Source organism: uncultured Pseudacidovorax sp. (genome assembly GCF_913773995.1).
Taxonomy (GTDB): Bacteria; Pseudomonadota; Gammaproteobacteria; order Burkholderiales; family Burkholderiaceae_C; genus Xenophilus.
In genome coordinates this window covers 12282-32444 of the sequence record NZ_CAJYES010000185.1, presented here as the reverse complement: position 1 = coordinate 32444, position 20163 = coordinate 12282, and the positions used below count along the sequence as shown (strand labels likewise).

The 20163-nt window shown below is 69.8% G+C and carries 25 protein-coding genes; 16 read left to right on the top strand and 9 right to left on the bottom strand.

Going from position 1 to position 20163, the window contains the following annotated elements; translation table 11 throughout:
* The first annotated feature begins 9 nt into the window (after positions 1 to 9).
* The 3 genes from rpsU to QZ772_RS17045 all read left to right on the top strand — a co-directional run bounded on the left by rpsU (position 10) and on the right by QZ772_RS17045 (position 1337).
* Positions 10 to 222 (top strand): 30S ribosomal protein S21, encoded by a 213-nt coding sequence (gene rpsU / locus QZ772_RS17055; RefSeq protein WP_007833691.1) that lies wholly within the window; start codon positions 10 to 12, stop codon positions 220 to 222.
* 199 nt (positions 223 to 421) lie between these two features.
* Positions 422 to 868 carry a GatB/YqeY domain-containing protein gene (locus QZ772_RS17050; protein WP_295528751.1) on the top strand — a complete coding sequence of 149 codons (447 nt, stop codon included), beginning with the start codon at positions 422 to 424 and terminating at the stop codon, positions 866 to 868.
* Positions 869 to 872: 4 nt separating this feature from the next.
* Complete coding sequence (locus QZ772_RS17045; RefSeq protein WP_295528748.1) at positions 873 to 1337, top strand: NUDIX domain-containing protein; 465 nt, start codon at positions 873 to 875, stop codon at positions 1335 to 1337.
* Between the two features lie 92 nt (positions 1338 to 1429).
* On the opposite strand, the gene QZ772_RS17040 is transcribed toward QZ772_RS17045, so the two are convergent.
* Positions 1430 to 2191 carry a sulfite exporter TauE/SafE family protein gene (locus QZ772_RS17040; protein WP_295528746.1) on the bottom strand — a complete coding sequence of 254 codons (762 nt, stop codon included), beginning with the start codon at positions 2189 to 2191 and terminating at the stop codon, positions 1430 to 1432.
* A 281-nt stretch (positions 2192 to 2472) separates the two neighbouring features.
* Here QZ772_RS17040 and QZ772_RS17035 point away from each other — a divergent pair, with 281 nt between their 5' ends.
* Positions 2473 to 3378: a LysR substrate-binding domain-containing protein gene (locus tag QZ772_RS17035; protein WP_295528744.1), complete on the top strand. Its 906-nt coding sequence runs from the start codon at positions 2473 to 2475 to the stop codon at positions 3376 to 3378.
* Between the two features lie 4 nt (positions 3379 to 3382).
* Here QZ772_RS17035 and pmbA read toward each other — a convergent pair whose 3' ends face one another.
* On the bottom strand, positions 3383 to 4753 hold the full coding sequence (pmbA, locus tag QZ772_RS17030) for a metalloprotease PmbA (protein WP_295528742.1): 1371 nt from the start codon (positions 4751 to 4753) through the stop codon (positions 3383 to 3385).
* A gap of 61 nt (positions 4754 to 4814) precedes the next feature.
* Between pmbA and yjgA the strand changes: the two genes are divergently transcribed.
* Both yjgA and mog read left to right on the top strand, forming a co-directional pair.
* Complete coding sequence (yjgA, locus tag QZ772_RS17025; protein ID WP_295528740.1) at positions 4815 to 5471, top strand: ribosome biogenesis factor YjgA; 657 nt, start codon at positions 4815 to 4817, stop codon at positions 5469 to 5471.
* Positions 5471 to 6070: a molybdopterin adenylyltransferase gene (mog, locus tag QZ772_RS17020; RefSeq protein ID WP_295528738.1), complete on the top strand. Its 600-nt coding sequence runs from the start codon at positions 5471 to 5473 to the stop codon at positions 6068 to 6070. The genes yjgA and mog overlap by 1 nt, the downstream gene beginning before the upstream one ends.
* Before the next feature lie 46 nt (positions 6071 to 6116).
* Here mog and QZ772_RS17015 read toward each other — a convergent pair whose 3' ends face one another.
* On the bottom strand, positions 6117 to 6773 hold the full coding sequence (locus tag QZ772_RS17015) for a glutathione S-transferase (protein WP_295528736.1): 657 nt from the start codon (positions 6771 to 6773) through the stop codon (positions 6117 to 6119).
* Between the two features lie 118 nt (positions 6774 to 6891).
* On the opposite strand from QZ772_RS17015, the gene phaZ reads away from it, so the two are divergent.
* Positions 6892 to 8118, top strand: coding sequence for a polyhydroxyalkanoate depolymerase (gene phaZ / locus QZ772_RS17010; protein ID WP_295528734.1), 1227 nt, complete (start codon positions 6892 to 6894; stop codon positions 8116 to 8118).
* A 107-nt stretch (positions 8119 to 8225) separates the two neighbouring features.
* On the opposite strand, the gene QZ772_RS17005 is transcribed toward phaZ, so the two are convergent.
* Complete coding sequence (locus QZ772_RS17005) at positions 8226 to 8693, bottom strand: CBS domain-containing protein (protein WP_295528732.1); 468 nt, start codon at positions 8691 to 8693, stop codon at positions 8226 to 8228.
* 159 nt (positions 8694 to 8852) lie between these two features.
* Here QZ772_RS17005 and QZ772_RS17000 point away from each other — a divergent pair, with 159 nt between their 5' ends.
* A complete protein-coding gene (locus QZ772_RS17000) occupies positions 8853 to 10163 on the top strand; it encodes an O-acetylhomoserine aminocarboxypropyltransferase (protein ID WP_295528730.1) in 1311 nt (436 codons plus the stop codon).
* A gap of 1 nt (position 10164) precedes the next feature.
* Positions 10165 to 10968 carry an alpha/beta hydrolase gene (locus QZ772_RS16995; protein ID WP_295528728.1) on the top strand — a complete coding sequence of 268 codons (804 nt, stop codon included), beginning with the start codon at positions 10165 to 10167 and terminating at the stop codon, positions 10966 to 10968.
* Here the strand turns inward: QZ772_RS16995 and QZ772_RS16990 are convergent.
* From QZ772_RS16990 to QZ772_RS16975, 4 genes are all read right to left on the bottom strand, one after another.
* Positions 10961 to 11374 (bottom strand): NirD/YgiW/YdeI family stress tolerance protein, encoded by a 414-nt coding sequence (locus QZ772_RS16990; RefSeq protein ID WP_295528726.1) that lies wholly within the window; start codon positions 11372 to 11374, stop codon positions 10961 to 10963. The genes QZ772_RS16995 and QZ772_RS16990 overlap by 8 nt on opposite strands.
* Before the next feature lie 146 nt (positions 11375 to 11520).
* Positions 11521 to 12879, bottom strand: coding sequence for an ATP-binding protein (locus tag QZ772_RS16985; RefSeq protein WP_295528724.1), 1359 nt, complete (start codon positions 12877 to 12879; stop codon positions 11521 to 11523).
* Positions 12876 to 13535: a response regulator transcription factor gene (locus QZ772_RS16980; protein WP_295528722.1), complete on the bottom strand. Its 660-nt coding sequence runs from the start codon at positions 13533 to 13535 to the stop codon at positions 12876 to 12878. The genes QZ772_RS16985 and QZ772_RS16980 overlap by 4 nt, the downstream gene beginning before the upstream one ends.
* A gap of 43 nt (positions 13536 to 13578) precedes the next feature.
* Positions 13579 to 13950, bottom strand: a complete 372-nt coding sequence (locus tag QZ772_RS16975) for a thioredoxin family protein (RefSeq protein ID WP_295528720.1) — start codon at positions 13948 to 13950, stop codon at positions 13579 to 13581.
* Between the two features lie 92 nt (positions 13951 to 14042).
* Between QZ772_RS16975 and QZ772_RS16970 the strand changes: the two genes are divergently transcribed.
* Entirely contained in the window at positions 14043 to 14396 is a 354-nt protein-coding gene (locus QZ772_RS16970; RefSeq protein ID WP_295528718.1) for a DUF962 domain-containing protein, read from the top strand.
* A 45-nt stretch (positions 14397 to 14441) separates the two neighbouring features.
* On the opposite strand, the gene QZ772_RS16965 is transcribed toward QZ772_RS16970, so the two are convergent.
* Entirely contained in the window at positions 14442 to 15716 is a 1275-nt protein-coding gene (locus QZ772_RS16965) for a YhjD/YihY/BrkB family envelope integrity protein (protein WP_295528716.1), read from the bottom strand.
* A gap of 60 nt (positions 15717 to 15776) precedes the next feature.
* On the opposite strand from QZ772_RS16965, the gene QZ772_RS16960 reads away from it, so the two are divergent.
* From QZ772_RS16960 to QZ772_RS16935, 6 genes are all read left to right on the top strand, one after another.
* On the top strand, positions 15777 to 16184 hold the full coding sequence (locus QZ772_RS16960) for a DUF2069 domain-containing protein (RefSeq protein ID WP_295528714.1): 408 nt from the start codon (positions 15777 to 15779) through the stop codon (positions 16182 to 16184).
* A 4-nt stretch (positions 16185 to 16188) separates the two neighbouring features.
* Positions 16189 to 17619 (top strand): FAD-binding oxidoreductase, encoded by a 1431-nt coding sequence (locus tag QZ772_RS16955; RefSeq protein WP_295528712.1) that lies wholly within the window; start codon positions 16189 to 16191, stop codon positions 17617 to 17619.
* An 89-nt stretch (positions 17620 to 17708) separates the two neighbouring features.
* Positions 17709 to 18056, top strand: a complete 348-nt coding sequence (locus QZ772_RS16950; RefSeq protein ID WP_295528710.1) for a hypothetical protein — start codon at positions 17709 to 17711, stop codon at positions 18054 to 18056.
* A gap of 13 nt (positions 18057 to 18069) precedes the next feature.
* Positions 18070 to 18714, top strand: coding sequence for an AAA family ATPase (locus QZ772_RS16945; RefSeq protein ID WP_295528708.1), 645 nt, complete (start codon positions 18070 to 18072; stop codon positions 18712 to 18714).
* A gap of 111 nt (positions 18715 to 18825) precedes the next feature.
* Positions 18826 to 19635, top strand: a complete 810-nt coding sequence (locus QZ772_RS16940; protein WP_295528706.1) for a thymidylate synthase — start codon at positions 18826 to 18828, stop codon at positions 19633 to 19635.
* Between the two features lie 16 nt (positions 19636 to 19651).
* Positions 19652 to 20146 (top strand): dihydrofolate reductase, encoded by a 495-nt coding sequence (locus QZ772_RS16935; protein ID WP_295528704.1) that lies wholly within the window; start codon positions 19652 to 19654, stop codon positions 20144 to 20146.
* Positions 20147 to 20163 lie beyond the last annotated feature (17 nt).

The window sequence follows — 20163 nt, the reverse complement described above, 5'->3', positions numbered from 1 at the left end:
TTTGAATCAATGACCACCATCCGCGTTAAAGAAAACGAGCCCTTCGACGTCGCGCTGCGCCGCTTCAAGCGCACCATCGAAAAGCTCGGCCTGCTGACCGATCTGCGCGCCCGCGAGTTCTACGAAAAGCCGACCGCCGAGCGCAAGCGCAAGAAGGCTGCGGCCGTCAAGCGCCACTACAAGCGCGTGCGCAGCATGCAGCTGCCCAAGAAGCTGTACTGATCGATCCGCAGGCAACGCCGGCACGTCCTCGACGCCGCCGGTCGCGCAACACGCAAGCCGCGCCGGGGAAACCTGCCGCGGCTTTTGTTTTTGTCGCCAGCCGCTCGCCGGCACGACATCGCCCGATCCACGGGCCGGGGCCGCACGCCACGGGGAGCGCGCCGCTCTTTCCTCTCTTCCCCTGCAGCAAGGACGCACCATGAGCCTCAAGGCCCGCATCACCGAAGACATGAAGACCGCCATGCGCGCCAAGGAAGCCGAGCGCCTGGCCACCATCCGCCTGCTGCTGGCCGCGATGAAGCAGAAGGAAGTGGACGAACGCATCGAGCTGGACGACGCCGCCGTGGTCGGTGTCATCGACAAGATGATCAAGCAGCGCAAGGACTCCATCACCGCCTTCACCCAGGCCGGCCGTACCGAACTGGCCGACAAGGAAGCCGCCGAGATCGTCGTGCTCGAGGCCTACCTGCCCCAGCGCCTGGGCGCCGACGAGATCGCCGCCGAAGTGAAGGCCATCGTGGCCGAGCTGGGCGCCAGCGGCTCCGGCGACATGGGCAAGGTGATGGGCGCCGCCAAGCAGCGCCTGGCGGGCAAGGCCGAGATGGGCCAGGTCAGTGCCGCGGTCAAGGCCGCACTCGCCGGCTGATTGCATGGACACGCCGGCCGCCACCCCCATCGGCAAAGCCTGCGCCTGCGTGGTGGACACGCGCGGCCGGCTGCTGGTCTTCCACCACCCGGGCGACCGGGGCATGCAGCTGGTCAAGGGCACCATCGAGCCCGGCGAGTCGGCGGAAGATGCCGTACGGCGCGAGCTGCTGGAGGAATCCGGCCTGCGCTTCGACGGCCCGCTGCGGCCCCTGGGCACGCTGCTGCGCCACTGCGATGCGGGTCACGAGGGCAACGATCACACGCACGAACAGCTGTGGCACCTGTTCCTGATGCGCATCGACACGCCGGCGCCCGAGCACTTCGAACACACGGCCCGCGGAAGCCCCGAAGAGGATGGGCTGGTGTTCGCGTTCCGCTGGCTGACGCCGCAGGAGCCGATGGACGACTTCACGCTGCCGTACCGGCAGACCATCGAGCGGGTCTGGCAGGCGCTCGGACGGGCCTGAGCCGCCCCTTCGCGCTCGGACACTGACGAGCGGCACCTCCGCCGCGGTACCGTTATCGGTAGCTGGTCACTATGCGCTGCGCACGACCGTCGTCAGCCGCCCGCTGCACTCAGCACCATCCAGCCGCCGAGCACCGCCAGCGCGGCGAAGAAGCAGCGGCGAAACAGCGGCACGGGCATGCGTGCCTGCAGTCGCTGTCCCAGCGCCATGCCCAGCCAGGCTGGCACGAGCATCGCCGCCGACGTCCAGCCGACCTCTGCGGCCATCATCCCGGACGACCCGCCCAGCCCTACGCCCAGTGCCAGCGTGCAGGTGCTGAACGAAAGACCCATGGCCCGCATCAGCGCCCCGCGATCCAGCCCGAGGCTCTGCAGGTAGGGCACCACCGGCATCACGAACACGCCGGTGAGCGCCGTGAGCAGGCCGGTCAGCAGGCCCACGACGGGCCCGGCCCAGCGCGCCTGCTCCGCCGTCAGGGTGTGCGCCCGACCCGCCAGGCCCCATCCCGCATAGGCGATCAGCGCCAGGCCGAGCAGCAGGACACCGGTGGGACCGGCAGGCGGCCCCCAGACCACCAGCCCGCCGAGCGTGCCGGCAGCCATGCCGATCTGCAGACCCGCCGTGCGGCGCAGCAGGGCCCAGGCCGCAGGCCACGGACCCGCCTGCCACAGGTTGGTCACCAACGACGGCAGCACCAACAAGGCCGCCGCCTGGGCCTGGGGCATCCACAGCGCGAGCAGCGCCATCGACACGGTAGGCAGGCCCAGGCCGAGCAACCCCTTGACCGCGCCGGCCAGCACGAAGACGCCGACGGTCAGCGTCCAGATCGGGAGCGCAGCGGCGTCAACGGCCATGGTGTGCTCCCGGTGGCGGAGCGTTGTTGGATACGGGGACGGGCATGGGGGTATTGGGGAATGCGCAGCAGCACTGCGGAAGCCCGCGAGTCTGGCGGCGGCGCTGCACGGCGCCAATGCGGAAGAGGCGCAGGCGCCTATGGCCGAAACTGAGCCCCTGACCACCGAAGAGAAGCATCGGCCGATGCGCGCCAGGGCCAGAGCGGAATGGACCTGCGCGGATCCAACCCGCGCTTCCGCGAACCCGCGCGGCGCACCGCCCCGCGTGCTACCTTGCCGCCATGCGATTCGACCTGACAGATCTGCGCCTCTTCGTCCACGTGGTGGAAGCCGGCAGCCTCACCCGCGGCGCCGATCGGGCCCACATGACGCTCGCCTCCGCCAGCCAGCGAGTGCGCGGCATGGAGCAGGCGCTGGGCGGCCCGCTGCTTCAGCGGCACGCGACGGGCGTCACGCCCACGAACGCAGGCCGCACGCTGCTGCACCATGCCCGCACGGTGCTGGCGCAGATGCAGTGCCTGTACGGCGAGATGGCCGAGCACGGCCAGGGCCTGCGCAGCCGCGTGCGCCTGCTCGCCAACACGGCCGCGCTGATGGAGCACTTGCCCGGTCCCCTGGCAGACTTCCTGGCGGCGCATCCGCAGGTCTCGGTGGATCTGGACGAGCGGGCAAGCGCCGACGTGGCCGATGCGGTGCGCGCCGGCTTGGCGGACATCGGCATTGCCTCGCAGCTCGCCGACTTCGGCGGCCTGGTCCACCACGCCTTCCGCCGCGACGACCTGGTGCTGGTGCTGCCGCGCGGCCATGCGCTGGCCCGTCGACGCCGCGTAACGCTCGCCGAAATCGGCAATGCGGAATGGGTGGGATTGGCCGCCGGCAATCCGCTGCAGGAACACATCAGCCGCCAGATCCGTGCAGCCGGGCTGCCGTCGCGCTACCGGGCGCGGGTGCGCAGTTTCGACGCGGTGTGCCGCATGGCCGCGCAGGGCATCGGCGCTGGCGTGGTGCCGCACACGGCGGCAGCGCGGTGCGCGCGCACCATGGCGCTGGCCCGGGTGCCCCTGGCGGAGGAATGGGCCGGTCGCGAACTGCGGGTCTGCGTGCGCGACGAGGCGGCGCTGTCGCCGCAGGCGCGGACGCTGCTTGCGCACCTCACGGCACTGCCGCAGGCGGCGCGCTGCGCCTGAAGCCTCAGGCCCCTGCCACCTTCATCCGGTCGATCAGCATCGAGCCGACGGTCTTGGCGCCGTAGTTGTAGGCATCGGCCCCCATGGCCTGGATGCCCATCAGCATGGACTTGAGGTTGCCGGCGATGGTGATCTCCTGCACCGGGAAGGCGATCTGGCCGTTCTCGACCCAGAAGCCGCTGGCGCCGCGCGAATAGTCGCCGGTGACGTAGTTGACGCCCTGGCCCATCAGCTCGATGACGAAAAGGCCGGTGCCCAGCTTGCGCAGCATGGCATCCAGGTCGTCGGCCGGATCGGTCAGCCGCGAGCGCAGCGTCATGTTGTGCGAGCCACCGGCATTGCCGGTGGTCTTCATGCCCAGCTTGCGGGCCGAATAGGTCGACAGGAAGTAGCCCTCCAGCCGGCCGGCGTCGACCACCGTGCGCGCGCGGGTGATCACGCCCTCGTCATCAAAAGGCGCGCTGCCCTTGCCGCGCATCACGTGCGGGTCCTCCGTCACGTCGATGTGAGACGGCAGCACGTCCTTGCCCAGCGAGTCGAGCAGGAAGGTGCTGCGACGGTACAGCGCGCCGCCGCTGACGGCCTGCACCAGCCCGCCCAGCAGGCCGGCAGCCAGCGGCGACTCGAACAGCACAGGGCATTCGGTGGTCTTGATCTTGCGCGACTTCAGCCGGCTCAGCGCCCGCTCGGCCGCATAGCGACCCACGGCCTGCGGCGAGGCCAGCTCGTCCGCCGAGCGCATGGAGCTGTACCAGGCGTCGCGCTGCATGTCGTCGCCGCGCCCAGCGATGGGCGCGACCGAGATCGAATGGCGCGAGCTGGCATACCCGCCGCGAAAGCCATGCGTGTGCGCACTGAAGAAATGGCTCTGCTGGGCCGACACGCCCGCGCCTTCGCTGTTGGTGATGCGCCGGTCGGTCGACAGGGCGGCCGCCTCGCACTCCAGCGCCAGCCTGGCCGCGCCTTCGCTGTCGATGGCCCAGGGATGGAAGAGGTCGAGTTCCGGATGCTCCTTGGCGATGTCCGCCTCGTCGGGCAGGCCACCGACCGGGTCCTCGGCCGTGAAGCGGGCGATGTCGTAGGCGGCCTGCACCGTCTGTCGGATGGCGGCCTCGGAGAAGTCGGAGGTGCTGGCATTGCCGCGGCGGTTGCCGACGTAGACGGTGACGCCGAGCGACTTGTCGCGGTTGCGCTCCACGTTCTCGAGCTGACCCTTGCGCACCGAGACGCTCAGTCCGCAGCCTTCGGACGCCTCGGCGCCGGCGTCGGTGGCACCCAGCTTCTTGGCATGCGCCAGGGCGGTGTCGACCAGGTTCTCGAAGTAATCTCGGCTGTAGGCGAAGCCGCTTTCCGCGCGCGAAGTGGTGGTGCTCATGTGAGGGACAATGATAGCGACGCGCCCCCGACGCCCGGGCGGCGCACCCAATTCCCCCGCCATGTCCCGCAAACCCAAAAAAGGCTACTTCGTCCGTGGCCAGTTCGTCGCCGAAGGCAGCGAACTCGACATCGAATACAAGCGCGAGCTCAAGGGCGGCATCGAGACCAGCAAGACCGACCTCAAGCGCGAAAGCGCGGAGCTGCAGGCGCTGGGCGAGGCCCTGCTCACGCTGCGCGGCGAAGCCAGCGAACGCCTGCAGCTGCCCGATCAGCTGATCGAAGCACTCAAGGAACTCGGCCGCATCACCAACTTCGAAGGCCGCCGCCGGCAGTCGCAGTTCGTCGGCAAGCTCATGCGCAAGCTGGACCCCGAGACGCTGGAGGCCGTGCGCACCGCCCTCGACGAGCAGGCCCGCGGTCCCGCCCAGGCCACCGCCATGCTGCACGAGGCCGAGCAATGGCGCGAGCGCCTGCTGGCCGACGACGACGCTTTGGGCGCCTGGATCGAGACCCACCCCGGCACCGACGCCCAGCAGATGCGCGCCCTGGTGCGCCAGGCCCGCAAGGACCACCTGGCCGGCAAGCCCGGCGAGGCACCCCGCCAGGGCAAGGCTTTCCGCGAGCTGTTCCAGCGCATCCGCGAGCAGCTGTCGGTACATGGCGACGACGACCATGCCGACCAGGCCTCGGCCCAGTCGCGCGAGGAGGACGCCTGATGGACGGCGCCGCTTTCGAGCCGGTGAAGATCGGCATCGTCTCGGTCAGCGACCGCGCCAGCAGCGGTGTCTACGGGGACAAAGGCCTGCCCGCGCTGCAGGACTGGCTGACGCGGGCGCTCAAGAACCCCATCGCCTTCGAGCCGCGCCTGATCCCCGACGAGGCCGCGCGCATCAGCGCCGCGCTGATCGAGCTGGTGGACGCCGGCTGCAACCTGGTGCTGACCACCGGCGGCACCGGCCCCGCGCCGCGCGACGTCACGCCCGAGGCCACACTGGCCGTCGCGCACAAGGAGATGCCCGGTTTCGGCGAACAGATGCGGCAGATCAGCCTGCGCTTCGTGCCGACGGCGATCCTGTCGCGCCAGGTGGCGGTGATCCGTGATCGCAGCCTGATCATCAACCTGCCCGGCCAGCCCAAGTCCATCGCAGAGACGCTGGAGGGCCTCAAGGCGGCCGATGGCAGCCAGATCGTGCCCGGCATCTTCGCGGCCGTGCCTTACTGTATCGATCTGATCGGTGGCCCTTACCTCGAGACGAACGACGCCGTGTGCAAGGCCTTTCGACCCAAGTCGGCGATTCGGCCGGCCCGGAGTTGAGCGTCTTTAGGCCCTGCCCGTCCCGGGCGCCGACGCGGGAACGCGATCAGAACTCGGCGTCGAGTTCGTCGATCTCTTCGGGCTCCTGCAGGGCCGCGGCGATCCACTCGCGCATGGCGGGCAGTTCCAGCACCTGCTGGCTGTAGGCGGCGCAGACCTCGTCCAGCGCCACGCCGTAGCTGCGGAAGCGGGTGACCACCGGCGCATACATCGCATCGGCCAGGCCTGGGCGTTTGCCGAACAGGAAGGGACCGCCATAGGTCGACAGACATTCGCGCCAGATCGCCACGATGCGGTCGATGTCCGCCTGGGCTCGCGACCAGACCTTGAAGTCCTTGAAGCGGGCCTTGATGTTCATGGGCAGCGCGCCGCGCAGGGCGGAGAAGCCCGAGTGCATCTCGCCGCAGATCGCGCGGCAGTGGGCGCGGGCCGCGGCATCGGCCGGCAGCAGGCCGGCCTTGGGGAAGGTCTCGTGCAGGTACTCGCCGATGGCCATCGTGTCCCAGACCCGGATGCCCTGGTGCTCCAGTGAGGGCACCAACATGGACGAAGACAGCAGCAGCATCTCGGCCTTCATCGCCGGATCGTCGGGCGGAATGACCTTTTCGACGAAATCCAGCCCGGCCAGCCGGCACATCAGCCAGCCGCGCAGGGCCCAGGCGCCGTTGTTCTTGCTGCTGATGGTGAGAACGGCCTTGGCCATGTCGCAATGCTCCAGTCGATGACTTCTCCACCTGCTGTGCAAAGCCTGTGCCAGAACAGTGCATGCCGCCCGGGCCCGCCGTGCACCGGCTTGGCCCGCAAATTGCCTTGAGGTCTGCATGCTGTACCAGGCCTATCAGATGCAGGCCGACCTGCTGTCGCCGCTGCGCCAGCTGTCGCACTTCTTCGGACACGCACTTTTCGCCGCCGGCACCGAGCGCACCATCGCCCGGCGCATGTCGGCGGCCATGGACGTGTTCGACCGGCTCAAGCTCACCCACCAGCGGCCGGACTACGGCATCCACGAGGTGACCGTCGGCGACGAGCGGATTCCGGTGGTCGAGGAAAAAGCCTTGCAGGCCCCCTTCGGCACGTTGCTGCGCTTTCGAAAGATGCGCCCGGCGAATGCACCGACCGAGCCCGCGGTGCTGCTGGCCGCACCGTTATCGGGCCATTTCGCCACCCTGCTGCGCGAAACGGTGCGCACCCTGCTGCGCGACCACGACGTCTACATCACCGACTGGCACAACGCCCGCGACGTGTCGCTGGCCCACGGCCGCTTCGGTCTGGACCAGTACACCCTGCAGCTGATGGCCTTCCTGCGGGCGGTCGGCCCCGGGGTGCACCTGGTGGCGGTCTGCCAGCCCTGCGTGGCCGCCCTGGCCGCGACCGCGCTGATGGCCGAGGACGACGACCCCGCCACCCCCCGCAGCCTGACACTGATGGCCGGGCCGGTGGATTGCCGCATCAACCCGACCCAGGTCAACCGGCTGGCCACCGAGCGGCCCATCGACTGGTTCGAGCGCAACCTGATCAGCCATGTGCCGCTGCCGCATGCCGGCTTCATGCGCCGGGTGTACCCGGGATTCGTGCAGTTGTCGGCGTTCATGAGCATGAACATGGAGCGACACAAGGAGCAGTTCCGCCGCCTCTATGCTCATCTTGTCGAGGGGGAAATGGACAAGGCTCAGGCGATCCGCACCTTCTACGAAGAGTATTTCGCCGTCAACGACCTGCCGGCCGAGTTCTACCTGGAGACGGTCGAGCGGGTCTTCCAGACCTACGACCTGCCGCGCGGCGAGCTGACCGTCGCCGGCCGGCGGGTCGATCCGCGGGCCGTCCGCCGCACGGCCCTGCTCACCGTCGAAGGCGAGCGCGACGACATCTGCGCCGTCGGCCAGACGGTGGCGGCGCAGGACCTGTGCAGCAGCATTCGGCCCTATCTGAAGGCGCACCACCTGCAGGCGGGCGTCGGCCACTATGGTGTTTTCAGTGGCAGCAAGTGGAACGCGCAGATCTATCCGCGGGTGCGCGAGACGATCCACCAGGCGGCGGAACTAGGGTGACTTCCACGCCGGCTCGTGACGCTTGGCGCGCGATCAAGGAAATCAAGCGCATGTAAAAAGCCGCGTGGCCCAGGGGGCGACGCGGCTTTTCTTGACGATGCCTCGCCTCAGAGCGAGGGCTGGTTCTGCGCGTTCTCTTCCTCGGCCGGCCAGTCGCGGATGTAGGCCTTGAGCATCTTGTTCTCGAAGTTCTGGCTGTCCACCACGGCCTTGGCCACGTCGTAGAAGCTGATCACGCCCATCAGCATGCGCTTGTCCATCACCGGCATGTAGCGGGCATGGCGCTCCAGCATCATGCGGCGGACCTCGTCGAGGTCGGTCTCGTTGGTGCAGGTCAGGGGCGCATCGTCCATGGCCGTTCGCACCCGGGTGTCGCCGATGGCGCCGCCGTTGCGCTGGATCTGCAGGATGACCTCGCGGAAGGTGAGCATGCCGACCAAGTCGCCATGGGACATGACCACCAGCGAGCCGATGTCCCGGTCTGCCATGATGCCCACCGCCTCGGCCAGCGGATCGTCGGGGCCGATCGTGTAGAGCGTGTTGCCCTTCACGCGCAGGATGTCGCTGACTTTCATCGGGGTGCTCCTCAAGAAACCGTCCTGAAAATATAGCCCACAATCCCTCGCGACTGGCGCCCGGCCTCGACACTTTTCTCGGGGCCAGCCCGCAGGCACTGACAAGGAGACACGCTTGATACCTCGCCTTTGCGCAATGCATTCGTCGGAACAGCATCCATGAGCGGCTATTCCGACCCCGGCTTCGACACCCTGGCACTGCACGCCGGCTCAGCGCCCGACCCCGCCACCGGCGCCCGCGCGGTGCCCATCCATCTGACGACTTCCTTCGTCTTCGAGTCCAGCGACCATGCGGCGGCGCTGTTCAACCTGGAGCGCGCCGGTCATGTCTACAGCCGCATCAGCAACCCGACCAATGCGGTGCTGGAGCAACGGGTGGCGGCGCTCGAAGGCGGCATCGGCGCGATCGCGACCGCCAGCGGCCAGGCCGCACTGCACCTGGCCGTCGCCACACTGATGGGCGCCGGCTCGCACATCGTGGCCAGCACGGCGCTCTACGGCGGCTCGCAGAACCTGCTGCACTACACGATGCGGCGCTTCGGCATCGAGACCACCTTCGTCAAGCCCGGCGACATCGACGGCTGGCGCGCCGCCATCCGCCCCGAGACGAAGCTGCTCTTTGGCGAGACGGTGGGCAATCCCGGCCTGGACGTGCTGGACATCCCGACCATCGCCCAGATCGCGCGCGAGGCCAGGGTGCCGCTGCTGGTCGACTCGACGCTCACCTCGCCCTACCTCATCAAGCCCTTCGATTGGGGCGCGGACCTGGTCTACCACTCTGCCACCAAGTTCCTGTCGGGCCACGGCACCGTGATCGGCGGCGTGCTGGTCGACGGCGGCAGCTTCGACTGGGAGGCCTCCGGCCGCTTTCCCGAGCTGACGCAAGGCTACGACGGCTTCCACGGCATGGTGTTCAGCGAGGAGAGCACCGTCGGCGCCTTCCTGCTGCGCGCGCGCCGCGAGGGTCTGCGCGACTTCGGCGCGGCCATGAGTCCGCACACGGCATGGCTGATCCTGCAGGGCATCGAGACGCTGCCCCTGCGCATGGAGCGCCACGTGGCCAACACCGAGCGCGTGGTGCAGTTCCTGGCCAGCCATCCCTTCGTCTCGCGCGTGGGCCATCCGCTGCTGGAATCGCATCCCAGCCATGCGCTGGCCGGCCGCCTGCTGCGCGGCGGCGCACGCGGTGCGGGGGCGGTGTTCAGCTTCGACATCAAGGGCAGCCGGGCGCAGGGCAAGGCCTTCATCGAGGCGCTGCGGCTGTTCAGCCACCTGGCCAACGTGGGCGACTGCCGCTCGCTGGTGATCCATCCGGCCAGCACCACGCACTTCCGCATGAGCGACGAAGCGCTGGCGGGTGCCGGCATCGGCCAGGGGACGATCCGCCTGTCGATCGGCCTGGAGGATGCGGACGACCTGATCGATGACCTCAAGCGCGCGCTCAAGGCCGCCGAGAAGGCGGGGGCCTGAGATGGAACTGCAAGTCAACGGCCACCGCGCCTACGCCTATACCGGCGGAAAGCCCTTCGATGCCGCCAAGCCCACCGTCATCTTCATCCACGGCGTGCTCAACGACCACAGCGTGTGGATCCTGCAGAGCCGCTGGTTCGCGCACCACGGCTGGAACGTGCTGGCGGTCGATCTGCCCGGTCATTGCCGCAGCGAGGGCGAGCCGCCCGCTTCCGTCGAGGCGGCGGCCGATTTCGTGCTGGCGCTGCTCGATGCGGCCAGCGTCCAGCGCGCCGCGCTGGTGGGCCACAGCTTCGGCTCGCTGATCGCGCTGGAGACCGCGGCCCGCGCGCCGGAGCGCATCACGCACCTGGCGCTGGTGGGCACGGCCTATCCGATGGTGGTGTCGCCGGCGCTGCTCGAGAGTTCGCTGAACGCCCCGCAGAAGGCCATCGACATGGTCAACGTGTTCTCGCATTCCATGTTGGCGCCGCCGCCCTCTTCGCTCGGACCGGGAACCTGGCTGATGGGCGGTTCGCGCGCGCTGATGCGGCGCGTACTGGCGAGCAACACGGCCGTCAACGTCTTCCACACCGGCTTCAAGGCCTGCAACGACTATGCGGGCGGCGAGGCGGCGATGGAGAAGGTGCGCTGCCCAGTGCTCTTCCTGCTGGGCGGCGCCGACCAGATGACGCCGCCGCGCGCCACGAAGGCGCTGCGCGACAAGGCGCCGGGCGCTCGCGTCGTGACCGTGAAGGCTGGCCATGCACTGATGAGCGAGGCGCCCGACGCAGTGCTGTTCGCGCTGCGCGACTTCCTCAGTTGAGGACGATCAGGCGCTCGACCTCCACCTCGGTGGTGCGCAGGCCCTTCTCGAATTCGCCGTGCAGTTCGACGCGCTGCTCGGCGCCCAGCGTGCGGCCGGCCGGAAAGTGCTGTGGCTCGATTTCCACGCGGATGCGGCCGGTGTCGTCGGCGAAGGTGTAGTTCTCGCCACCATCGTGCGACACGATGCGGCCCTGCAGCCGCACCTGCTGGTCGTCACGGCCGCTGTCGAGCAGCTGGCGCACGGTGCTGATGGGCACGGTGCTGGGACCGCTGTAGCCGCCCGGCGCGACCGCAGCGGAAGCAGGCGTGAGGCCCGCTGCGGGGGCCGCACTGCCTGCGGCACTGGCGGCGCCAGCGGCCAGCAGCGACAGGGCGAGGGTCGAGGCGAAGAGGGAAGAACGCATGGTGCAAGGCTCCTGAAGAGGGTGGGGACAAAGCCGCCTCGTCGAAACGATTCAGGCGGGACAAAGGCTGTGCCCGGAGCATCCCGGGCCAGTGATGCCATTGGGCGGCCCGAAGATGAAGGCCAACTGATGGGCCTCCAAGCGCGTCAGCGCGCAGGGAAGTCGACGATCGCCGAGAGCCCGCGACCCTCCAGCCCTTCTTCGAAATGCAGCCGCGCCCCGTGCAACGCGGCAATGCGCGTCACGATGGACAGGCCAAGGCCGTTGCCCGGCTGCCCACTGCCCAGCACGCGGAAGAAGCGCTCGCCCAGCCGCCGGCGCTGCGCAGGCGGCACGCCGGGCCCGTCGTCGCGCACGGCCAGACGCGTGCCGCCGCCAGGCAAGGCCGTGCTTTCCACGCGGATGCGCACCTCGCTGCCGCCGTAGCGGCGCGCGTTGTCGACCAGGTTCCGCACCAGCGTGGCCAGCAGCGCGGGATGGCCGGTGAGGACCGGAACCGCGAGTGCCGCCTCCACGCGTGCCGCCTTGGCCATCTCCGCGCCGGGGTCGCCCTGCCGCGGCCGCGCACCGGCCAGCGCCTCGTCCACCAGGGACGCCAGCGGTACGGGCTCAACGGCCTCCAGCGTCTTCACCGGGTCCAGCCGGGCCAGGGCCAGCAGGCTTTCGACCAGCTGCGTGCTGCGGTCTACGTCGGCACGCAGCTGGCGTGCTTCCTCCGCGGGCAGGTGGCCCTGCCGCGCGAGCAGTTGCACGCGGTTGCGCAGAGCGGCCAGCGGCGTGCGCAGCTCGTGCGCGGCGTCGCTGGTGAAGCGGCGCTCGCCCTCCATCGCGGTGGCCAGCCGCGCCAGCAGGCCGTCCAGCGCGCCGAGGATGGGCCGCAGCTCCTCGGGCATGCCCTGCGCGTCGACGGGCGTCAGGTCCTGCGGCGACTTGGCGGCGATGCCGGCGGCGGCGGTCTCCAGTGGGCGCAGCAGCCGGCGGATGGCGAACCAGCACACGGCCACCAGCAGCAGCAGCAGGCCAAGCGCCGGCCACGCCAGGCGCTCGGCGATGTCCTCCAGCAGGTCCAGCCGCTCCTCCCAGGGCTGGCCGACCTGGGCCTGCAGACCGGTGGCGGGGTCGCGCCGCACATGCACGCGCCAGTAGTGGCCGTCCACCCGCACGTTGTAGTGCTCGTCGTCACCCGCGAGTTGCGCGATGAAGGGAGTGGCCGGTGCATCCCTGCCCCGCTGCAGCACGCGGCCATCGGGCGACACCAGTTGGTAGTAGATGCGCAGGCGCAGCCCGTCGCCGCGTGCGCCGGCTGTCGCCGCCGTGGCGGGCTCGCGGCCCAGGCGCAGCACAAGCTCGGCGCTTTCCTCCAGCGCCTCGTCGAAGGTCTCGCTCACGCCATGCCAGGCCACCTGGATGACGATGGCCAGGCTGACCAGCCAGACCGCGACGCTGGCGGCCACGACCGTGGCCAGCAGGCGTCGACGCAACGACCAGGGGCGGTCGGCCCTCATGCAGGTGCCAGGCCGTAGCCCTGGTTGCGCACCGTCGTGATGAAGCCGCTGCCCAGCTTGCGCCGCAGGTTGTAGATGTGGACCTCGATGGCGTTGCTTTCCACCTCCTCGCCCCATCCGTAGAGGGCCTCCTCGATCTGCGCCCGGCTGAGGATGTGGGTGGGGCGGCGCATCAACGCTTCGAGCACGGCGAACTCGCGCGCCGTGACCGTGACCGGGACGCCCTCCAGCGCCACCCGCTTGGCAACGGGATCGAGCGTGACGCCGCCATGCCGCAGCACCGGCGAGGGCTGCCGGGCCTCGCGCCGCAGCGCGGCCCGCACGCGGGCGGAGAGTTCTTCGAGGTCGAAGGGCTTGACCAGGTAGTCGTCGGCGCCCAGATCCAGGCCTTCGACACGGTCGGCCAGCGTGTCGCGGGCGGTGATCAGCAATACCGGCAGCGTGGCGCCGCGGGCGCGCAAGGCGTGCAGGACGCCGTCGCCGTCCAGGCCCGGCAGGCCGCGGTCGAGCAGCACGCACTGGTAGTCATGCGTGGCCAGCGCCGTCACGGCCTGGTCGCCGCGCTGCAGCCAGTCCACGGCGTGGCCGTCCATCTGCAGCCACGACTGCACGGTGGCGCCCAGCGAGGCATCGTCTTCGACCAGCAGTATCCGCATGGGCGCAGGCTAGGGCCGGCAGATGAAGCGAATATGAGGCCGGCTACGCCCCGTCCACCGCAAAGGCGTCGTCCCGGCGCGCCGCCAGCGCCTGCAGCAGGGCTGTGACGGCGGCATCGGCGGGCCGGGCGGCCGGCGGCGATTCGAGCATGCGCGCCAGGGTGCCGGCATGCGGCAGCATCGGCCCCAGGAAGTGCACGCCCTGTGGCCCCGCCAGCAGCAGCGTGGGGAAGGTCTCGACGTCGAACTCGTCAGCCAGGTCGGCGTGGTCCTCGACGTCGACCCAGGCAAAGCGCAGCTGCGGGTGCATGCGCTGGGCCTCGGCGAACAGGGGGCGGTAGTCGCGGCAGGTGCCGCACCATTCGGCGCACAGGCACACGGCCCAGGTGGAATCGGCTGCGGGGGCGTCGGTCACGGTGCGGGCGTCAGGGTCTTGGAGGAGGTTTTGGCCCAGGCAAGGGCCATCGCTATTATGGGCAACGCCCTCAGAAGCGACAGGAGACAGCGATGAATCCCTCCCCCGCCGCCACGCGCACGCCGGCCGGTGCCGCCGTCGATCCGCGCCAGTTCTCGAGCTTCGCCGAGTTCTATCCCTTCTACCTGAGCGAGCACGCCGACCGCACCTGCCGGCGCCTGCATTTCATCGGCTCCACGCTGGCGCTGGCCTGCCTGGCAGCGCTGGTGGTCACGGCCAACCCGTGGTGGCTGCTGGGGGCGCTCTTCGCCGGCTACGGCTTCGCCTGGGTCGGCCATTTCGTCTTCGAGAAGAACAAGCCGGCCTCCTTCAAGCGCCCGCTCTACAGCTTCATGGGCGACTGGGTGATGTACCGGGACATCTGGGCGGGGCGCGTCAAGCTCTGATCGGGTCCTTCGCGGCGGGTGGCCGCCCGAAGGCCGGCCGGACGCTCAGGCGCTGATGCCGTCCGCCAGCGGGATGCCTTCGGCGGGCCCCGGCGACCGCTCCGACGCCAGAGCGTCGGCCAGGGTCAAGCGGGCCAGCGGGCCGCGCTCCCAGATCGGTTCCAGCACCGGCTTGCGAGGCAGAAGCAGCGCCTCGACCATCGGTGCCAGCGCCGTGACGGACGGGTCGACCAGCAGCACGTAGCGCGGATCGCCGCTCGCCGGCTCCTCGGCCAGCGGCGCCACCCAGTCGAGCAGGACCAGCGCGTCGACGACCGGGGTCAGCTGCAGCACGTCGGCCCGCAGCCGCCTGGCCATCTCCTGCACCCCCAGCCCGCGCGCCGGCCCCTTGCGGGCCTGCGCCAACAGGCGCAGCGCCTCGATGCCGAGTTGCATCGGCCAGCCCGGCCGCCCCCCGCGCCGGGCCACGCCGGCCAGGAGCATCGGCAAATAGGCCGCGATCACCGCCCCCAGCAGCACGATCACCCAGGCCGTGTAGATCCAGATCAGCAGGATGGGCGCAGTGGCGAAGGCGCCATAGAGCACCGAATAGGTGGGCACGAAGCTCAGGTACAACGCGAGCACCCGCTTGGCCACCTCGATGGCCGCAGCGACGAACAGGCCACCTGCCCAGGCATGGGCCCAGCGCACCTGCGTATTGGGCACATAGTGGTAGAGCGAGGCCATGCCCAGCGCCAGCAGCAGGAACTCGGCGCCGTCGAACAGCCAACGCAGGTTGAGCCCCGCCTCGCCGATCAGGCCGCGCGAGGCGCTGAACACGTAGGCGGTGGTCGACAGGCTGACCGCGAGCAGCAACGGCCCGAGCGTGATTGACGCCCAATAAATGAGCACCCGCTGCGCCAGCGGCCGCGGCCGCGGCACGCGCCAGATGCCGTTGAGCGTCTTGTCGATGGTCAGGATCAGCGCGATGGCCGTGATCAGCAGCACCCCGAGGCCCACGATGCCCAGCCCGCTGGCCGCACCGGCGAACTGCGTCAGGTAGCCCAGCACCTGGCGCGCGATGTTCTCGGGGATGAGGCTTTGCACCAGCCAGCGCTGCAGCCGGTCCTGCAGCGTGGCGAAGATCGGAAAGACGGTGAACAGCGCCAGGGCCACCGTGAAGAAGGGCACCAGGGCGATGGTGGTGGTAAAGGTGAGGCTGCCGGCCGTGAGGGCCAGCCGATCGTCGCGGAACCGCTCGCCCAGCACCGCCGCGGTGCTGCGCCACGGAAAGCGCGTCAGATCCCTCCAGAGCCGATGGCGAATCATGCTGGGTATCATGCCACCGCCCTCCGACACCGCCGTCGCCCTCGCGTGCCGCGGCCCCTTTCCTCCCCTGGTTTGAACACATCCCCTGCCCGTCCCTCGGCCTCCGTCGCCGCCACGCGCACGCTGGCCGTGGGCTGTCTGCTCGGCCTGATCGGGCTGGGCCTGGCCTGGGAGCTGTGGCTGGCGCCGCTGCGCCCGGGCGGCAGCTGGCTGGCGCTGAAGGTGCTGCCGCTGGTGGTGCCGCTGGCCGGCCTGCTCAAGTGGCGGCTGTACACCTACCGCTGGCTGAGCCTGATGATCTGGCTCTATTTCACCGAAGGCGTGGTGCGCGCCTGGAGCGACACGCTGCCGACGAGCCGCGCCCTCGCGGGCATCGAGATCGCGCTGTGTCTGCTGCTCTTCGTGGCCTGTGCCTGGCATGTGCGCCTGCGGCTGCGGGCTGGCCGGCAAATGCGCGCCGCCGATCCATCGACCTCCTGAGACCATGACGACCCCTGGACTGATCGACTCGCTGCGCGCCCTCGTGGGCGCCGCCCATGTGCTCACCGACGGCGACCTCACCGCCTACGAACAGGACTGGCGCAAGCGCGCCCGGGGCAAGGCCCTGGCCGTGGTCCGCCCCGGCAGCACCGCCGAGGTGGCGGCGGTGGTCAAGGCCTGCGCCGCGGCCGGCACGACCATCGTGCCCCAGGGTGGCAATACCGGCTTGGCCGTGGGCTCGATTCCGGACGAGAGCGGCTCGCAGGTGGTGATGAGCCTGGCGCGCATGACGGCAGTGCGCGAGATCGACGCCGCCAACCTCACCATCACCGTCGAGGCTGGCTGCGTGCTCCAGGTGCTGCAGGAGACCGCCGCCAAGGCCGGCTTCCTGTTTCCACTGAGCCTGGCAGCCGAAGGCAGCTGCACCATCGGCGGCAACCTGGCGACCAATGCAGGCGGCACGCAGGTGCTGCGCTACGGCAATGCGCGTGAACTGTGCCTGGGCCTGGAGGTGGTGACCGCCCAGGGCGAGGTGTGGGACGGCACCAGCGGCCTGCGCAAGGACAACACCGGCTACGACCTGCGCGACCTGATGGTCGGCAGCGAAGGCACGCTGGGCATCATCACGGCGGCCACGCTCAAGCTCTTTCCACAGCCGGCGGCGCGGCTCACGGCCTGGGCGGCCGTGGGCTCCTTCGATGACGCCGTGCAGCTGCTGGGGCAGGCCCAGCGGCACCTGGGCGCAGGCCTGACGGGCTTCGAGGTGATGGGCCGCTTCGCCCTCAGCTTGGTGCGCCGGCACATGCCGCAGCTGCGCGTGCCCTTCGCCGACGAGTCGGGCGACGGCCATCCCTACTTCGTGCTGCTGGAAAACTCCGACAGCGAATCCGAGGAACACGCCCGCGCCCGCTTCGAGTCGCTGCTCGAATCGGCCTTCGAATCCGGCTGCGTGGCCGATGCCGTGGTGGCCGAGAACCTGTCGCAGGCGCACGAGCTGTGGCACATCCGCGAGAGCATTCCGCTGGCCCAGGCCGAGGAAGGCCTCAACATCAAGCACGACATCTCCTTGCCGGTGTCGCGCATCCCGGCCTTCTGCGCCGAAACCGACGCCCTGCTGGCGCGCGAGATTCCGGGTGTGCGCCTGGTCAACTTCGGCCACCTGGGCGACGGCAATCTGCACTACAACGTGCAGGCGCCGGCCGAGGGCGATGCCAAGGCCTTCCTGCGCGAGCAGGAGAAGCGGGTCAACGAACTGGTCTATGCGCAGGTGCAGAAGTTCGGTGGCTCCTTCTCGGCCGAGCATGGCATCGGCAGCCTGAAGGTCGAGACGCTGGAAAAGCACAAGTCGCCGGTGGCGCTCGGCATGATGCGGGCCATCAAGTCCGCGCTCGATCCGCAGGGTCTGCTCAATCCGGGGCGGGTGCTGGTGCGCTGAGGCCGGCCAGCCCCCGGCTGCACCGCATCCCTGGGCGTGGCGCGGATTAGCGGATGTGGCGCAAAATGCGCCAATCAGGAGTCATTGCCATGCCCGCATCCGCCTTCGCCTCGGTCAAATTGCCCACCCCGCTGGTAGAACAGGCTCGCCGCGCCGCCCAGCCCATGCGACGCTCCATCGCCAGCCAGATCGAATACTGGGCCACGCTGGGCCAGATCGTCGAGCACACCGGCCTGAGCGTGCAGGAAGCGCGGGCCGCCATCGAGGCCCATGAAAGGCGCCAGGCCGAGGCGCCAACCGAACCCGCCTCCGTCGAGGCTCTCACCGCCCGCCTGCTGGCTGCCCAGGCCAGCGGCACGCTGGCACAGCGCGTGCGCACCCTGGTGAACGAAAACCGCGCCCCGGCCGATTCAGGCGCACTGCTGCCCACCGCCTGAACCTCTTCTGCCGATGCCGACCGCTTCCGGTGCCACGCCGCGCTGGCTGCATCTTTTGGCCGGCCCCAACGGCGCCGGCAAATCCACGCTCTATCGCGCGCTGGTGCACGAGGGCATCGTCGGCGCCGGCCTGGAGTTCGTGAATGCCGACCTGCACGAGCGGGCCCAGCTGCAGCACATCACCGACCCGCAGGCCCGCTCCGAAGCCGCCCGAGGCTGGGCCGACACCCGCCGCGCCGCACTCATTGCCGCAGGCACGCCTTTCGTCAGCGAAACGGTCTTCTCCCATCCCTCCAAGCTGACCCTGATCCGCGAGGCGCGCGCCGCTGGCTTCACCGTCGCGCTGCACGTCGTGGCGCTGGACGATCCGCAGCGGCTGGTCACCCGCGTGGCCCAGCGCGTGCGCGAAGGCGGCCATGCGGTGCCGCCCGAGCGCATCCTGGCGCGCTACCCGCGCACGCTGGCCCTGCTGGCCGAGGCCGTGCGCGAGGCCGATGCGGCCTACCTCTACGACGGCCGCGACGTCGAACTAGGCGGCCCGCGGCTGGTCGCTCTGCGCACCGCGGCGGGCTGGGTCACGCTCGATCCGCCGCTGCCGCGCTGGGCGACGGCGATCGCGACGGCTGCGCCGCCTGCCCGCCCCGACGGCCCCGCATAAACTACGCCGCCACGCCGCCACGCCGCCACGCCGGCAGCCGAGCCGGTGCTGTCGTGTCTCCCGTCCTTCCCGCCCAGCCCAGCCCCGCCGGGCCCTCCGCCCTCTTCAGCCATGACCCGCCCCATCCGCTCCCAGTACGAAGACTTCATGCGCCACGTCGACACGCATGGCGTGTTCAAGGCGGATCGCACCGGCACGGGCACCAAGAGCGTGTTCGGCCACCAGATGCGCTTCGACCTGCGCGAGGGCTTCCCGCTGGTGACCACCAAGAAGGTCCACCTCAAGTCCATCATCCACGAGTTGCTGTGGTTCCTGGCGGGCTCGTCCGACAACAACTGGCTGCGCGAGCGCGGCGTGACGATCTGGGACGAATGGGCGCGCGAGGACGGCGACCTCGGCCCTGTCTACGGCGTGCAGTGGCGCAGCTGGCCCACGCCCGATGGCGGTCACATCGACCAGATCGCCCAGGTGGTCGAACAGCTCAAGAGCAACCCCGATTCGCGCCGCATCATCGTCAGCGCCTGGAACGTGGCCGAACTCTCGAAGATGGCGCTGATGCCCTGCCATGCCTTCTTCCAGTTCTATGTGGCCGAAGGGCGGCTGTCGTGCCAGCTCTATCAGCGCAGCGCCGACATCTTCCTGGGCGTGCCCTTCAACATCGCCAGCTATGCGCTGCTGACCCACATGCTGGCGCAGCAGTGCGACCTGGAGGTGGGCGACTTCATCTGGACCGGCGGCGACTGCCACATCTACAGCAACCATGCCGAGCAGGTGGCGCTGCAGCTCTCGCGCGAGCCGCGCCCCTACCCGACGCTGCACATCAAGCGCCGGCCCGCGAGCATCTTCGACTACCAGTTCGAGGACTTCGAGTTCGAAGGCTACGACCCGCACCCGGCCATCAAGGCGCCGGTGGCCGTCTGAAGCATGCGCTTCGCCGATGGGCCGCTTGAACCTGATCTTCGCCCGTGCCGCCAACGGCGTCATCGGCAAGGACAACGCCCTGCCCTGGCACCTGCCCGAGGACATGGCGCACTTCCGCGCCCAGACCCGCGGCTGCCCGGTCATCATGGGGCGCCGCACCTGGGATTCGTTGCCGCCGCGCTTCCGGCCGCTGCCGGGCCGCACCAACATCGTCGTCACACGCCAGGTCGACTGGAAGGCGGAGAGCGCCGTGCGCGCCGGCAGCCTGGCCGAGGCCATCGCCGCAGCGGGCGACGTGCCCGAACTGTGGGTGATCGGCGGCGCCCAGCTCTATGGCGAAGCGGCTCCGCTGGCGCAACGGGCCGTCGTCACCGAGATCGACCGCGACTACGAGGGCGACGCCTTCGCACCGGTGCTCGATGCCCGCTGGCGCGAAACGGTGCGAGAAGCACACGTCAGCGCCGCGCCCGAGGCCTTGCCCTTTGCTTTCGTGACCTACGAGCGAGGCTGAGCGCCGTTCGGCGTCCA

Excerpts from the sequence above, each read along its gene's own strand:
- QZ772_RS16940 (WP_295528706.1), top strand. The coding sequence starts at position 18,826 with ATGACCCGCCCCATCCGCTCCCAGTACGAAGACTTCATGCGCCACGTC.
- rpsU (WP_007833691.1), top strand. The coding sequence starts at position 10 with ATGACCACCATCCGCGTTAAAGAAAACGAGCCCTTCGACGTCGCGCTG.
- QZ772_RS16980 (WP_295528722.1), bottom strand. The coding sequence starts at position 13,535 with ATGCGGATACTGCTGGTCGAAGACGATGCCTCGCTGGGCGCCACCGTG.
- QZ772_RS16985 (WP_295528724.1), bottom strand. The coding sequence starts at position 12,879 with ATGAGGGCCGACCGCCCCTGGTCGTTGCGTCGACGCCTGCTGGCCACG.
- QZ772_RS16965 (WP_295528716.1), bottom strand. The coding sequence starts at position 15,716 with ATGATACCCAGCATGATTCGCCATCGGCTCTGGAGGGATCTGACGCGC.
- yjgA (WP_295528740.1), top strand. The coding sequence starts at position 4,815 with ATGTCCCGCAAACCCAAAAAAGGCTACTTCGTCCGTGGCCAGTTCGTC.
- QZ772_RS16955 (WP_295528712.1), top strand. The coding sequence starts at position 16,189 with ATGACGACCCCTGGACTGATCGACTCGCTGCGCGCCCTCGTGGGCGCC.
- QZ772_RS17035 (WP_295528744.1), top strand. The coding sequence starts at position 2,473 with ATGCGATTCGACCTGACAGATCTGCGCCTCTTCGTCCACGTGGTGGAA.
- QZ772_RS16990 (WP_295528726.1), bottom strand. The coding sequence starts at position 11,374 with ATGCGTTCTTCCCTCTTCGCCTCGACCCTCGCCCTGTCGCTGCTGGCC.
- QZ772_RS16935 (WP_295528704.1), top strand. The coding sequence starts at position 19,652 with ATGGGCCGCTTGAACCTGATCTTCGCCCGTGCCGCCAACGGCGTCATC.
- QZ772_RS16970 (WP_295528718.1), top strand. The coding sequence starts at position 14,043 with ATGAATCCCTCCCCCGCCGCCACGCGCACGCCGGCCGGTGCCGCCGTC.
- QZ772_RS17050 (WP_295528751.1), top strand. The coding sequence starts at position 422 with ATGAGCCTCAAGGCCCGCATCACCGAAGACATGAAGACCGCCATGCGC.
- QZ772_RS17040 (WP_295528746.1), bottom strand. The coding sequence starts at position 2,191 with ATGGCCGTTGACGCCGCTGCGCTCCCGATCTGGACGCTGACCGTCGGC.
- mog (WP_295528738.1), top strand. The coding sequence starts at position 5,471 with ATGGACGGCGCCGCTTTCGAGCCGGTGAAGATCGGCATCGTCTCGGTC.
- QZ772_RS16950 (WP_295528710.1), top strand. The coding sequence starts at position 17,709 with ATGCCCGCATCCGCCTTCGCCTCGGTCAAATTGCCCACCCCGCTGGTA.
- QZ772_RS17045 (WP_295528748.1), top strand. The coding sequence starts at position 873 with ATGGACACGCCGGCCGCCACCCCCATCGGCAAAGCCTGCGCCTGCGTG.
- QZ772_RS16945 (WP_295528708.1), top strand. The coding sequence starts at position 18,070 with ATGCCGACCGCTTCCGGTGCCACGCCGCGCTGGCTGCATCTTTTGGCC.
- phaZ (WP_295528734.1), top strand. The coding sequence starts at position 6,892 with ATGCTGTACCAGGCCTATCAGATGCAGGCCGACCTGCTGTCGCCGCTG.
- QZ772_RS17000 (WP_295528730.1), top strand. The coding sequence starts at position 8,853 with ATGAGCGGCTATTCCGACCCCGGCTTCGACACCCTGGCACTGCACGCC.
- QZ772_RS17015 (WP_295528736.1), bottom strand. The coding sequence starts at position 6,773 with ATGGCCAAGGCCGTTCTCACCATCAGCAGCAAGAACAACGGCGCCTGG.
- QZ772_RS17005 (WP_295528732.1), bottom strand. The coding sequence starts at position 8,693 with ATGAAAGTCAGCGACATCCTGCGCGTGAAGGGCAACACGCTCTACACG.
- pmbA (WP_295528742.1), bottom strand. The coding sequence starts at position 4,753 with ATGAGCACCACCACTTCGCGCGCGGAAAGCGGCTTCGCCTACAGCCGA.
- QZ772_RS16995 (WP_295528728.1), top strand. The coding sequence starts at position 10,165 with ATGGAACTGCAAGTCAACGGCCACCGCGCCTACGCCTATACCGGCGGA.